The organism is Brevundimonas goettingensis, assembly GCF_017487405.1.
Classification (GTDB): domain Bacteria; phylum Pseudomonadota; class Alphaproteobacteria; order Caulobacterales; family Caulobacteraceae; genus Brevundimonas; species Brevundimonas goettingensis.
In genome coordinates, this window is the sequence record NZ_CP062222.1 from 1,828,588 (window position 1) to 1,842,272 (window position 13,685).

Here is a 13,685-nt window from a genome sequence, read left to right on the forward strand (position 1 = left end):
CGGACACCGACGAAGCGTTTTGGGGAGCAGCGGCGAGGGAACGGTCGGTCATCTCAGTCACATCATACGCGGTTTGGGAGGAAACATGTCAGCCGGCCCGGCCCACTGGCCTGACCCTTCGCAGCGTCGTAGAAGAATGCGGCATGACCACATCCACCGCCGACACCCGAAAACTTTACCAGCAGGTCGCCACCTCGGTCGCCGCGGGCATCGCCGCCGGCCAGTATCTGGTGGGCACGCGCCTGCCGTCCGAACGCGACCTTGCCGAGGAGTTCGGCGTCAGCCGGCCCACGGTGCGCGAGGCGATGATCGCGCTTGAAATCCGGGGTCTGGTCGAGGCCCGTCCGGGCTCGGGCATCTATGTCACCGAGGCGGGGCCCGCGAACGGCGGCCCGGCGCCCGAGCTGGACATCGGCGCCTTCGAACTGACCGAGGCGCGCCGCCTGTTCGAGGGCGAGGCCTGCGCCCTGGCCGCCGGCGTCATCACCGATGCGGAGCTGGCCGAGCTCGAGGTCATCCTCAAGGACATGGTCGGCGAGAACACCCTGACCACGGCCATCGGCGAGCACGCCGACCGCCGCTTCCATGCCACCATCGCCCGGGCCACGCGCAACGCGGCCATCGTCATGGTGGTCGAGAACCTGTGGGACCTGCGCTACCGCTCTCCCCTGTGCGCCGCCATGCTGGGCCGCGCCCGTCAGGTCGGCGTCCGTCCCCTGATCGAGGATCACCGCGAAATCCTCGACGCCCTGATCGCGCGCGATCCGGCCGCGGCCCGCGGCGCCATGCGCGCCCACCTCGGCAGGGTCATCGACGGCCTGCTGACCGCCACCGAACTGGACGCCCTGGAGCGCACCCGTTCCGACGTCGAGGCCCGGCGTCAGGACATCGCGCGCCGCACCGCCATCTGATCCCGCCCTACGGCCCATAGGGCGGCACGCGCAGGTTCAGGTCGATCTCGGCGTTGCGCTCCTGATAAAGGGCCGCCTTCGCCGCCAGCCCCGGATCGCTCCAGGCCCATGCGCCGCGCTGAAGCACTTCGTACAGGCCTGAGGTCTCGGTCTTGTCGAGTTCGGGGTAAGGCCATTCCGCCTCCCTGCCCGCCCAGCCGGCGACGAAGTTGGTGGCGCTCCGCAGCGACCGTCCGTCTTCCGTCTGGAAATTCCACAGATCGACGCCGACGCACTGACCCAGCTGGGCGATGTCGAAGGCCGCCGTCAGGGTCCAGGTCGAGTAGTGCAGCGACCGGGTCCGGGCCAGTTCCTGCGGCAGGCTGCCGTCAGCGGCGATCTGGGGCGTCAGCCGCTGGGCGCCGACCCGGCCGATGACCGTCTTCGCCACATCGTCCATCCCGGCATAGAGAGCGAACTCCGAGATCAGGAGGTCGTAATAGACGCCGTGGTTGTTGGTCGCCGCCTTCTCGGCGCGGCCGATCGGGCTGGTGGCCATCCAGTGGACCAGGTCGGCGAACCAGTCGCGCAACCCCGCCCGCTCGGCGTCGGTCAGGCTGGATGAGGTATCCAGCAGCCCCAGCCCCTCGACCACCCGCACCAGCCGATAGGCGTCGATCACCCCCTCGGCCCGGCCCGACACGAGACCCGGCACGGCCTGGCCGTGGTTCAGGTTGGGGTTCATCTTCGTCTCGGGCGCCAGGAACCAGACCCGAAGGAATTCAGCGGCCTTGGCCGCATAGCGCTCATCGCCGGTGAAGTAATACGCCAGCGACAGGGCCTGAACGTCGCCGCTCATCGCCTCCAGATCGGTCAGGTCGAAGGCGTTGGTGTCCCGCTCGGGGTTCATATGGCCGTCGCGGCGCATATAGGGCTTGCCATCAGGCCTGGAAGGATCGGGCCACCAATAGGGCCCCATGCTCATATAGTCGTGCCTGTCGCCGCTGGCGGGGGTCTGGGTCTTGTCGACCACCGTATAGGGGCCGCGCGTCAGGGCGGCGTCGGCGCGGGCCAGCATGGCCGCCCGGGCCGGCTGCAAGGCCGGATCGGTGGCATAGCGCGCCTTCACCGCCGTCAGCCAGTCAGGCCGCCACAGGAAGGTGCGGCGACCGCCGAACGCCTCGGCATAGCCGCTGGAGCCTTCGCACACCGGAGCCGCAGAAGACGCCTGGGCAGCGGCCGGCTGGGTCGCCAGCAAAGTCCCGAAGGCCAGAATGGAAACGAGAGAACGCATCGGGACAGGTCCGGAAAATCGGACCCGCGACAGCCGCGAAGCCGTCGCGGGTCATGGGGATCAATAGCGGAAGCGGACGCCGAAATAGTACTGCGGGTTGCTCTCGCTGACCTCGGTGATGGCGTCTTCGCCGGGCTTGTACATGATGTCCCGTTCGTTGGTGACGTTCAGCGCCTGGGCCTTCAGCTGGATGTTGTCGGTCAGGTCGTACTGGGCCGACAGGTTCAGATAGCCCGAGCCGCGAACGCTGCGGTTGGTCGACGAGTTGGGCTTGGAATAGTCCGAGCGGTAGCGGTACGAAGCCCGCAGCGACAGGCCGGCGCCCTCCCAGAAGATCGAGCCGGTGAAGTTGTTCTTCGACAGGCCGCGCAGATTGGCCGGATCGACATAGGGGGCGACGGTCGAGGGGTCGGGGAATTCGAAGTCCGCCTCGGCGTAGTTGTAGCCCGCCGTCGCGCCCAGGCCCGACCACAGTCCCGGCAGGAAGCTGAAGACGTAGTTGCCGGTGATCTCGAAGCCGTAGAGGTGACGCGTCTCGGGGTCGTTGGCCGGCGCCACGGCGTTGAACGTCACCTCCGACCCGTTGGCGATGATCGAGGTGGTGTAGGGCTGGACCGCGTCGAAGGCCGCGTTCTTGATCCACTTGTAATAGGTGGCGAACGAGAAGACGGCGTCGCGGCTGGGATACCATTCCAGCGAGGTGTCCAGGTTCCAGCTTTCCAGCGGCTTCAGGTTCGGATTGCCTGTCGTGGAGTTGGCCAGAACGCCCTGAACCGTGGTCGCGGTCGCATCGACCACCGGGGTGATGCCGACGTTGAACTCCTCGATGCCCACCCGGGCGATGGCCTTGGACGCGCCGAAGCGCAGCTTGGTCCGGTCGTTCAGGTCGAAGTTCAGGTTGAAGCTGGGCAGCAGGTAGTCGTACTCGCCCGAGCCCGAGACCTCCGAAAGCGTGCCCGGAACTGTCACGATGGTCGCCGCCGAGCCGGCCACCGACGGAGTCACCGTCACCGCCGAGCGATAGCCGCGCGAGTCGACCGTGGTGTGGACATAGCGCAGGCCGGCGTTGCCGCTGAACGGAATGCCGTTCAGCTCCGAGCCGAAGGTGGTCATCAGATAGACGGCGCTGATCGTCTCGGTGACGTCGGTGTCTTCCGGACCGCGCGAGTCGGTCAGCAGCGGGTTGGAGTCCCGACCGGTATAGGTGTTGAACAGGCAGTCATTGTTGAACTGGGCCCACGAATGAATGTTCGTGCTGGACTGGCTCATAAAGTCGCTTGAGCCGAAGGGCACGCGGCAGTTGGCGTTGGCCTGGGCCACCAGCTGCGCCGCCGTCAGGCCGTCGCGGGCGATCGGGATGGCGACGTCGACGTTGTTGTTGGCGTCGGTCTTGCGCTGGTGCTCGGAGACGCGGGCCCCGGCCGCCACGGAGCGGAAGAAACCCTCGCCCAGCTGATAGGTCCCGTCGATCCGCGCCGCGGCGATCTCGTCGTGCCGGTCGGTGACCAGGCGATAGCGGGCGTAGTTGGTGTTGGACGCCGGAACCGCAGTGATGAAGTTGGCCGGATCGTTGATGTCGAAGCCGATGAAATTGACCGTCGGAACCACATCGTCGAGGCCGCTCAGCTCATAGACCACCCGACGCGACGAGCGCATGTTGGTGGCCTTCTGCAGCTCGGTGCGCACCGATTGCGAATAGGACAGGTCGGTCGTGACCGTCAGCCGGTCGCCGCTGTATTTCGCTGCGAAGCCGCCGCCGATGTACTCCTCCTCGCGCAGCCGGTCTTCCAGCTGGATTTCGACATTGGAGTTGCCGCGATAGGAGATCAGGGCGCCGTCGCTGAAGCCCTCGCCGCCGCCCAGTTGGCCCCCGACGATCAGGGGCTGGATGCCGCGCGCGGCCTCGGTGATGGCCAGGATGTTGCGGTTCTCGAGACTGCTGCGGTTCGAGTACTGACCGTCCAGGGCGAAGTCCAAACGGTCGTTCGGACGCCATTGCAGGGCGCCGATCAGGCCGTCGCGGATCTCGCTGGTCGTCTTCTGCTGGAAGGCGCGCGAGGTTGTGGCGAAATAGAGCGGGACCTCGGCCGTGCCCGCCCGGTTGGCCGCGCTCAGGGTCGAGCGCATGGCGCAGTTGAAGCTGGAGCCCGCGGCCGTCTGCGCCGCCGCCGTGCCGGTGATCAGGTTCGGATTGATCGCCGAGGTGTTGCAGGGAATGAAGGCGGAGTTGGTGGTGTAATAGTCCTCGGGCGAGGCCTGGTCCTGATGCTGGTAGCCCAGGCTCACCCCGATGTCGCCGATGGCGGTGTCCCGCCAGCGGTTGGTCACCGAGATGTTGGCGCGATAGCCGAAGCCGTCACGGCCAGTCGCGGCGTCCTCCTTCTCCTGATAGACGCCCCGGTATTCGGCCTGGATGCGCGGACGGGCGTCCAGCGGGCGGATGGAGCGCAGGTCGATGACGCCGGCGATGCCGCCTTCGGGGAAGTCGGCCTGCTGGGTCTTGTACACCAGGACGCCGTTCACAAGCTCGGACGGGAACTGCTGGAAGGCGACCGAACGGTCCGGACCGGCGGTCGAGACCTCGCGGCCGTTGAAGGTCGAGAAGCTGAGGGTCGGCCCCAGGCCCCGCACCGACAGCTCGTTGGCGTTGCCCTTGAACCGGTCGGCGGTGACGCCCGTGATCCGCTCCAGCGTATCGCCGACGGAGTTGTCCGGCTGGGAGCCGATCTCGTCATTGACGATGGCGTCCACAATCGTCGCCGAGTCGCGCTTCACAGCGATGGAGCTGCGCTGGGTGGCGCGGATGCCGGTCACCACGACGTCCCCGACCTGGGCGCTGGGCTCGGGCGCGGTCTGCTGCGGCGTTTCGTCGGCTGCCGGAGCCGGCGCGGTCTGCGCCAGAACCGGCACGGCGAACAGCGTCGCGGCCGAGGCGAGCAGCATCGCCCGCGTAAGGGTCTTGGACTTGGCGGTCATGGTGTATTTCCCCTGCCTGATGTTTCCCGCACCCGTGGACCGGGCGACGTTATGCGAACAGGCTAGACCGAAACTGACACCGGTGACAAGATTGGCCTGACCAAAAAGAATGAACCGGGCTAGCCACATGGTCCGGTCAGGGAGAAAGACGATGAGGATCAGAGGGTGGAGTTTTGCGGCGCTGGCGATGTCCGGCGCACTGTTGGGAACGGGAGCCTGTGCAGGCGGACCGGCCGGTTCGGCGGCAGTTCAATCCACGACGACGCCGCGCGACGCCGCCGTCCTGGCCCAGGCGCGGCGAGTCGCGGACTGGCAACTGGCCCATATGGACGCCTTCGACTACGTCGGCGCCTTCCGCGACCAGACCGCCGATCCGATCGACTGGATCCAGGCGACCTTCTGGGCCGGCCTCGCCGATTTCACCGACGCCACGGGCGACGCCGCCTATGCGAAGGCTATAGAGGATCACGGCGAGGCGGCGCACTGGGGCTTCGGCTCGCGCCCGCGCCACGCCGACGCCGACGCCATCGGCCACAGCTGGATCTGGGCCGCCGGACGGGTCGAAGGCGGAGCCCGCGCCGCGCGCCTGGCCCCTCTCCGCGCCCGCTTCGACGCCATCCTCGCCGCGCCCAGCGACGCCGCCATGACCTTCGACGAGGGCCGCGGTGAACGCCCCTGTCAGGTCCGCTGGTGCTGGAGCGACGCCATCTTCATGGCCCCGCCGGTCTGGACTGAACTGTCTGAAATCACCGGCGATCCGAAGTACCGCCGCCATTCCGAGCGCGAACTGAACGCGACGATCGAGGCCCTCTACGACCGCGACGATCACCTCTTCTACCGGGACAGCCGCTTCATCGGTAAGCCGAACTCGGCGGGCCACAAGGTGTTCTGGAGCCGGGGCAACGGCTGGTCCTACGCCGGGCTCGCCAAGGTGCTGCAGTCTCTGCCCGCCGACGATCCGGCCCGCGCCGGTTATGAGACGATCTTCCGCCAGATGTCCGAACGGCTGATCGGGCTGCAGGGCGCCGAGGGCTATTGGCCCGTCTCCCTGCTCGACGCCGGCGGCCCACCGGAGACCAGCGGCACCGCCTTCTTCGTCTACGGCCTGGCCTGGGGCGTTAACGCCGGGGTGCTGGACCGGGCGACCTACAGCCCTGCCGTCGCGAAAGGCTGGGCCGCCCTGTCGCGCGCCGTCCAGCCCGACGGCCGCCTCGGCTGGGTGCAGCAGGTCGGCTATGCGCCCGACCATGTCGCCGCCTCCGACACCCAGCTTTACGGCTCCGGCGCCTTCCTGATGGCCGCCTCGGAAGTGTCGCACAGGAGCGACTGGTAAGCGCGATTGACAAATTGGCCTGACCAATCCAGCCTGATCCCGTTCCTTCCCAGGGACAGTTCTCTGGCGGGCGCGGCTGTCGTCGCTCCCGCCCTTTTCCTTTCCGATTCAGGGACCGGCCGATGCACCGTATCCTCCTCTCCGGCGTGGCCGCCGCCTGTCTGCTGACCGGTACGGCCTGCGCGACGACGCCGCCGCAGGCCTCCGTCGCCTCACCAGCGGAAGCCTCGCGAGGCCCCGTCTACCGCGACGTCGCCCCGATGAACCGCACGGTCGAGACCCGCATCACGCCCCAGGTCGAGGCCCTGCTCGAGCAGCTCCGCGCCGACGGCCGCGACTACACGCTGGACGGTGTCGCCGTCTTCGAGTCCCACGACAAATTCCTGCCCGGCAAGATCGCCATCGCCATGGCCCATGTGCTGAGCCAGACGCCGCGCACCGACCCGAACTTCCCCGAATACCTGTCCAGCTTCCGCCGCCTGGCCGATCTGACCGTCGACGATCCCAACGACAGCTGGGGAATCTACTACTATGTCTCAGCCCTGCACGAGCTTCAGGTCGCCGGCCTGCTGGACGAGGCGGTCAGCCCCGAGACCCTGGCGAAGCTGCGCACGCAGCTGGACTGGCGCCGGTTCGTGCGGACGTCGGACCTCACCCTGATCGACCTGCCCAACAACTATTTCGGCGTGGCGTTCAGCATCGCCCGGCTGCGCTATCTGCTGGGCTGGGAGGATACCAGCGCCAGCGAGGCCCTGCTGGCCAAGACGCTGGACCATTTCCGCGAGTACTCCGGTCAGTACGGCTTCGCCGACGAGACCAACGGCGACGGCCGCTTCGACCGCTACAGCGTCCTGCTGATCGGCGAGATCGCCCAGCGCTTCATCGAGACCGGCGTTGCCCCGCCGCCCGAGGTCAAGACCTGGCTGCGATCCTCGGTCGACCTGATGCTGCCCCGGCTGAACCTGCGTGGCGAGGGCTTCGAATACGGCCGCAGCATCGGGACCTATGGCGAGACGGCCTTCCTCGAGGTCCTGACCGCCGCCGCCTCGCTCGACGTCCTGACCAATCAGGAGAAGGCCATGGCCTATGCCTTCTCCTCGCGCGTCGCCGCCCGCTATGCCGACTTCTGGCTGGATCCGACGACCGGCTCGGTCAATCTGTGGGATCACGGCCGCAAGACCGACGCCTATCGCGGCAAACACCGGATCCTGGGCGAGAACCTCAGCCTCGCGCACCAGCTGCTCTACACCAACGCGATCTGGAACCGGCTGGGCTATCATGACGCCACCCCCGATCCGGGCTTCGAGAACTGGCTTGGCGCCCTGCCCCGCAGCCAGACCAACTGGTTCGCCAGGGGAGAGTATGACCGGCTGCTGGTCACGTATCGCGACGGTTCGCGGGTCATCGGCTTGCCGCTGATCAACGGCGGTAACGGCCAGCATATGAACACCCCCTATTTCCCGATCCCCTTCTCGCCGGGCGTTCTGGCCGGGGCGGCGGACGAGACCTGGCCGCAGTTGCTGCCACGCCTGACCCTGTCGGACGGCTCGGTGCTGCAGCCGCTCGCGTATTTCACCCATGCCGAGGTCACGACCGAGGGCGACCGCACCGTGGTCACCTACCGCCAGTCGAAGCTCGACCGGATGGGCCAGCCCGGCCCGGTCGCCGACGATCGCGTCAGCGTCTCGACCCGCTATGTGCTGGAGCCCGGTCGCATTACCCGCACCGACCATATCGAGCCGCGCGCAGGCGTGATGGTCTCCAGGATCGACCTGACCTTCGCGAGCTTCGGCGAGGCGACCGTCGCCGCCGACGGCGCGCGCTACGGCGACGGCGAGATCGCGGCCTTCGATGTAGAGGGCCTGGCCTGCCGGGCGGGAACGCTGGATCCGGCCATCCACCGGACGCCCGTCGGCGCCCTGCGGTCCGTCGTCGAGTGCGGGACCGCCAGCCTGACGGGGCCGGTCGACCTGTCCTGGAGCCTCAGCTTCCGGGACCCGCCGACCGGTCGCTGACGCCTACTTCCGGCTTTCGACCGCCAGGGTGTAGTCGCCGCTCTCGCCCGGGGCGAAGCTGCGGGCGCGGATGATGTAGGTCCCGGCCTCATCGACGGTCCATTCCACCTTGGCGTGGGTGTCGGACAGGCTGTCGTCGTCGCTGGCGACGCTCTCCCAGGTCCCGTCGTTCATCTTGCCGATGTCGAGGTAGGCGTCGAAATGGTTGGAGACCAGGGTCACGTCCAGCTTGTCGCCCTCGGCCACCGTGATCGTGTAGGCGTCGAAGAAGGCGCCGTCGTCGGCGATGCCGTCGCTGTCGGTCAGCGTCCCACGCGCGGTGTGCCCCACCAGGATGCTGCCCGGCTCGGGCTGCGGCCCCTTGTCGGTCAGCTCGATCGAGAACAGCCCCTTGGCGTCCGACCCCAGCGGCGAGGCGCGGATCACATACTCCCCCGTCTCCGGCAGGATGTAGTTCAGGCGCGAATCCGTCCCCTCGCCCAGACCGTCGTCGTCGCTGCTCAGGGCCTCGAACGAGTCGCCCGGCTTGCCGATCTGAAGGTAGGTGTCGAAGTCGCCTGACCGCATCACGATCTGGACCCGGTTCCCTTCCGTGCCCTGGAAGCTGTAGTCGGCATAGCCGCGCTCGTCATCGTCGCGGGCCCCGTCGGCGGTGATCTCGCCCTGGACGGTTTCGCCGAACGGCAGCGGGATGGCCGCGGGGGCCGGCGCGGCCTCGCCCAGCTTCAGCGTATAGGCGCCCAGCAGCGTGTCGCCGATCGCCCGGACCTGAAGCGTATAGGTCCCGCCGTCTTTCAGGGTGGTGGTCAGGCGCGAGTCGGTGTCGCCGCCGCTGTCATCGTCCTGATCGATGCTCTCGCCCTTGGCGTTGAACAGCTCCAGAACAGTGTCGAGGACCTCGGAGTTCAGTTCCGCCTGGATCCGCTGACCGGCCGTGGCGGTGAAGCGATAGGCGTCGGCGCGCGCGCCCGCGTCGTTCAGGCCGTCGCTCTCGGTCAGCTCGCCCTCCTTCGTGTCGCCGATCGCAATGGGCGTGGCGTCCAGCGGCGGCGGGCCTTCCTCCAGCGAAAGCGTGTAGTCGCCGGTGCTGTCGGTCCCGAGCGGCATGGCGCGGATGATGAAGGTCCCCGAACTCGGGGCGGTGAAGACCAGATAGGAGTCCAGGCCGCCGCTCGCGGCGTCGTCGTTCTGGGCGATCTCGACGAAACTGCCGCCCACCATCTGGCCGACGTGGACCACCGGATCCAGGCTGTCGGTGTCCTCGGATTTCAGGGCGATGGCGAAGCGCTGGCCCTCTCGCGCACGGAAGGCATAGGCGTCGTAGCGCAGGCCGTCGTCGTCCTCGGCATCGGTGTCGGCGATGCTGCCCGACACGGTCTGGCCCAGGCGGATGCCGCCGGGGCGCGGCGCACGCGGCGGCGCGGGCCGTTCGCTCAGCGACAGGCTGTAGTCGCCGCCCTCCACGCCGGACAGGGTCCGGGCGCGCAACGTATAGGCGCCGTTACCCGGGGCGACGAAGCGCAGCCGCGCGTTGGTGCCGTCAGCCAGGCCGTCGTCGTCGAAGCCCAGAGGGCCGCTCTCGGCCCCCTCGTCACCGGCCTTGAAGACTTCCAGATAGGTATCGAAGGCGTCGGATCGCATGATGGCTTCCAGCCGCTGGCCGGCGCGGGCCGTAAACCGGTAATCCTCGAACCGGTACTGGCCGTCGCCCGTGCCCAGCGTCGAGTCGTGATCGTCCAGAGCCCCCGTGACGCTGCCGCCGATCTGCAGCGAGGTCTGGGCCATGGCCTGTCCGCCGAGAAGGCTGGCGCCCGCCGCCAGAGCCAGGGCGCTGACGGTGGCCGTAATCACGGAACGACGCATGGATTCCCCCAAGTTGTGTCGGTCGTACATAGACGCCGAACCGCCCCCACTGTAAATCGCCCGCATCTGAACGAAACCTGACGGAAGCTGCTTTCATGGCGGAAAACGACGCGCGCGCCCGGATCATCGATGGCAAGGCCTTCGCCGCCGGCCTGGTGGAGCGCGTGACCGCCGCCTCGGCCTCGCTGAAGACCGATCACGGGGTCATCCCCGGTCTGGCCGTGGTCATCGTCGGCGAGGATCCGGCCAGCCAGATCTATGTGCGCAACAAGGGCGAACGCACCCGCGAGGCCGGGATGCGCTCCGACACTCACCGCCTGCCCGAAACCACCACCCAGGCCGAGCTGCTGGCCCTGATCGCCGACCTGAACGCCGACGACGGCATCCACGGCATCCTGGTCCAGCTCCCCCTCCCCGCCGGGATCGACAGCACCGTGGTGCTGGACGCCATCGACCCGGACAAGGACGTCGACGGCTTCCACGTCGTCAACGCCGGACGTCTGGCCGTCGGCCTGCCCGGCATGGTGCCCTGCACTCCCTTGGGCTCGGTCATGCTGCTGAAGGATGCGCTGGGCGACTTGTCGGGCCTGAACGCCGTCATCGTCGGCCGCTCCAACATCGTCGGCAAGCCGATGGCCCAGCTGCTGCTGGCCCAGAACTGCACTGTCACCATCGCCCATTCGCGCAGCCACGACCTGCCCGCCATCTGCCGCGAGGCCGACATCCTGGTCGCCGCCGTCGGTCGACCCGAAATGATCAAGGGCGACTGGATCAAGCCCGGCGCGACGATCATCGACGTCGGCATCAACCGCGTGCCCTCGGCCGATCCGGTCAAGGCCGCCGAGGGCAAGACCCGGGTCGTCGGCGACGTCGCCTTCGCCCAGGCCGCCGCGGTCGCCGGCGCGATCACTCCGGTCCCCGGCGGCGTCGGCCCCATGACCATCGCCTGTCTTCTGGCCAACACCTATGTCGCGGCCTGCCGTGCAAATAGCGTTACACCGGTATCTCTTGACGCTTGAAGCGTAACGCCTGACCGCTGATAGTCCGACTCGCCCGCCAGAAGAGCGGCCTGTCGAGGATACACGCTATGGTTCGCCACCCTGTTCGCAGCCTCGCCGTCGCGGCCGTCCTGCTGCCTGCCGTCGCCGGCTGCGGATACAACACCATTCCGACCAAACAGGAGCGGGCCGAGGCCGCTTGGGCCGACGTCCAGAGCCAGTATCAGCGCCGCGCCGACCTGATCCCCAACCTCGTCGCCACGGTCCAGGGCGCGGCTATCGCCGAACGCACCACCCTGACCGAAGTCATCAACGCGCGGGCGAAAGCCACCTCGGTCCAGATCTCTCCCGAGACCCTCAGCGACCCCGCCGCCTTCCAGACCTATCAGGCGGCCCAGGGCCAGCTGACCGGCGCCCTGTCGCGGCTGCTGGCGACGGTCGAGGCCTATCCGAACATCCAGTCGAACCAGAATTTCGTCCAGCTGCAGTCCCAGCTTGAAGGCACAGAGAACCGCATCACCATCTCGCGGCGCGACTACAACGAGGCGGTGCGCGACTATAACACCTCGCTGCGCACCTTCCCGACGGTGATCTGGGCCAAGACCTTCCAGTCGGGCTCCAAGCCGATGCAGCTCTTCACCGCCTCCGCCGAGGCCCAGAACGCCCCGACCGTCACCTTCAACGTCGGCCCCAACGTTCCCGCCGCCCGCCCCGGGGAACGCCCCCGCCGTGACCCCGGGTTCCGCGCCCGCCCAGTGAAGGCCCTCATCCCCTTCCCCGTGAAAACGGTCTGGTTGTTGCTGGCCTTCTGGCTGGCGGCTGCGCTTCCCTGCGCCGCCCAGTCGCAACCGACCTTCCCCAGTCTGTCCGGCCGCGTGGTCGATCAGGCCCATCTGCTGCAGCCCGACGTCGAGGCCGCCCTCGTCGCCAAACTGGAGAAGCTGGAGGCCGACACCGGCGACCAGCTGATCGTGGTCACCCTCGAAAGCCTGCAGGGCTATGAGATCGAGGACTACGGCTATCGCCTCGGCCGCGCCTGGGGCATCGGAAGCAAGGAGCACGACACCGGCGCCCTGCTGATCGTCGCGCCCAACGAGCGCCGGGTGCGGATCGAGGTCGGCTACGGGCTCGAGCCTGTCCTGACCGACGCCCTGTCCGCCCAGATCATCCAGAACGAAATCCTGCCCGCCTTCCGGACCGGCGGGTTCCAGCGCGGCATCACCCAGGGAACCGACGCCATCATCGCCCAGTTGATGCTCGACCCCGCCGACGCCCAGGCCCGAGCCGCGGCGGCCAAGCCTGAGGAGGCCGATGTGCCGATCGGGCCGATCATCCTCGTCGGGCTGGTTTTCCTGTTCATCATGGTCGGGATGATCCGCGCCTCCCACGGCGGCGGACGTCGGCGGCGGCGCGGCGGCGGCCTCGGCCCGGTCATCCTTTGGAGCGCTCTCGATGCGATGAGCAGGTCGGGCGGCGGGCGTAGCAGCGGCGGCGGTTTCGGAGGCGGCTTCGGCGGAGGCGGCGGAGGCTTCTCCGGCGGCGGCGGCAGTTTCGGCGGCGGGGGAGCCTCAGGCGGATGGTGAAGGTCTTTACCCCCGACGATCAGGCCCGGATCGCGGCGGCCATCGCCATGGCCGAACGCCGGACTTCCGGCGAGATCTTCTGCGTCTTCGCCCGGCAGGTCTCCTCCTATCGCGACGTCAGCCTCGGCTGGGCGGCGGCCTCGGCCCTGATCCTGCCCATGCTGCTGATTCCGCTGAATTTCGACCCGGCCTGGTTCCCGGGCCTCGGCGACAGCTGGGAGGCCGCCCATCTGGCCGCCCGCGAGGTCACCATCGGCAAGACCCTCTCGGCCTATGCCGTGGTCCAGGCGGCGATCTTCGCGTCGGTTCTGCTGATCACCTGCATCCCCGCAGTCCAGAGACTGGTCATCCCGCGCCGCGTGCGCCGGGCCCGGGTGCGTCGCGCCGCCCTGCAGCAGTTCCTCGCCCACGGCCTGCACACGACCCGGAACCGCACCGGCGTCCTGATCTTCGCCGCCCTCTCGGACCGTCAGGTCGAGATCGTCGCCGACGAGGCCATCCACTCGAAAGTCGACGCCGAGGTCTGGGCGAAAGCCGTGGACGCCCTGACGCGGTCGCTGCGCGTCGGCCGCGCTGCCGACGGCTTCGAAACGGCCATCGGCCTCACCGGCGACGTCCTCGCGACCCACTTTCCTCCGCGGACGGACAATCCCGACGAACTGCCGAACCGGCTTGTCGAAATCTGATCCCGTGACGGTTTTCCGACGCGGCCTTGCGAGGGTCGCAATCCGGT

9 protein-coding genes are annotated in these 13,685 nt (G+C 68.2%); 6 read left to right on the top strand and 3 right to left on the bottom strand.

Going from position 1 to position 13,685, the window contains the following annotated elements; all coding sequences use genetic code 11:
* The first annotated feature begins 143 nt into the window (after nt 1–143).
* Entirely contained in the window at nt 144–911 is a 768-nt protein-coding gene (locus IFJ75_RS09105; protein ID WP_207932253.1) for a FadR/GntR family transcriptional regulator, read from the top strand.
* Nucleotides 912–918: 7 nt separating this feature from the next.
* Here the strand turns inward: IFJ75_RS09105 and IFJ75_RS09110 are convergent, their stop codons facing one another.
* Nucleotides 919–2,184 (bottom strand): alginate lyase family protein, encoded by a 1,266-nt coding sequence (locus IFJ75_RS09110; RefSeq protein WP_207932254.1) that lies wholly within the window; start codon nt 2,182–2,184, stop codon nt 919–921.
* A gap of 60 nt (nt 2,185–2,244) precedes the next feature.
* Nucleotides 2,245–5,160, bottom strand: a complete 2,916-nt coding sequence (locus IFJ75_RS09115; protein WP_207932255.1) for a TonB-dependent receptor — start codon at nt 5,158–5,160, stop codon at nt 2,245–2,247.
* A gap of 187 nt (nt 5,161–5,347) precedes the next feature.
* Between IFJ75_RS09115 and IFJ75_RS09120 the strand changes: the two genes are divergently transcribed.
* Nucleotides 5,348–6,493 carry a glycoside hydrolase family 88/105 protein gene (locus tag IFJ75_RS09120; protein WP_207932256.1) on the top strand — a complete coding sequence of 382 codons (1,146 nt, stop codon included), beginning with the start codon at nt 5,348–5,350 and terminating at the stop codon, nt 6,491–6,493.
* A gap of 122 nt (nt 6,494–6,615) precedes the next feature.
* On the top strand, nt 6,616–8,508 hold the full coding sequence (locus tag IFJ75_RS09125; protein ID WP_207932257.1) for a hypothetical protein: 1,893 nt from the start codon (nt 6,616–6,618) through the stop codon (nt 8,506–8,508).
* 3 nt (nt 8,509–8,511) lie between these two features.
* Here IFJ75_RS09125 and IFJ75_RS09130 read toward each other — a convergent pair whose 3' ends face one another.
* A complete protein-coding gene (locus IFJ75_RS09130; protein WP_207932258.1) occupies nt 8,512–10,371 on the bottom strand; it encodes a PPC domain-containing protein in 1,860 nt (619 codons plus the stop codon).
* Nucleotides 10,372–10,466: 95 nt separating this feature from the next.
* On the opposite strand from IFJ75_RS09130, the gene folD reads away from it, so the two are divergent.
* The 3 genes from folD (at nt 10,467) to IFJ75_RS09150 (ending at nt 13,638) form a co-directional block, all read left to right on the top strand.
* On the top strand, nt 10,467–11,390 hold the full coding sequence (gene folD / locus IFJ75_RS09135; protein WP_207932259.1) for a bifunctional methylenetetrahydrofolate dehydrogenase/methenyltetrahydrofolate cyclohydrolase FolD: 924 nt from the start codon (nt 10,467–10,469) through the stop codon (nt 11,388–11,390).
* A gap of 68 nt (nt 11,391–11,458) precedes the next feature.
* The gene (locus IFJ75_RS20090) at nt 11,459–12,952 is read left to right on the top strand and encodes a LemA family protein (RefSeq protein ID WP_318781099.1); all 1,494 of its coding nucleotides are present in this window, start codon (nt 11,459–11,461) and stop codon (nt 12,950–12,952) included.
* The gene (locus IFJ75_RS09150; RefSeq protein ID WP_207932260.1) at nt 12,946–13,638 is read left to right on the top strand and encodes a TPM domain-containing protein; all 693 of its coding nucleotides are present in this window, start codon (nt 12,946–12,948) and stop codon (nt 13,636–13,638) included. The genes IFJ75_RS20090 and IFJ75_RS09150 overlap by 7 nt, the downstream gene beginning before the upstream one ends.
* Nucleotides 13,639–13,685: the final 47 nt, after the last annotated feature.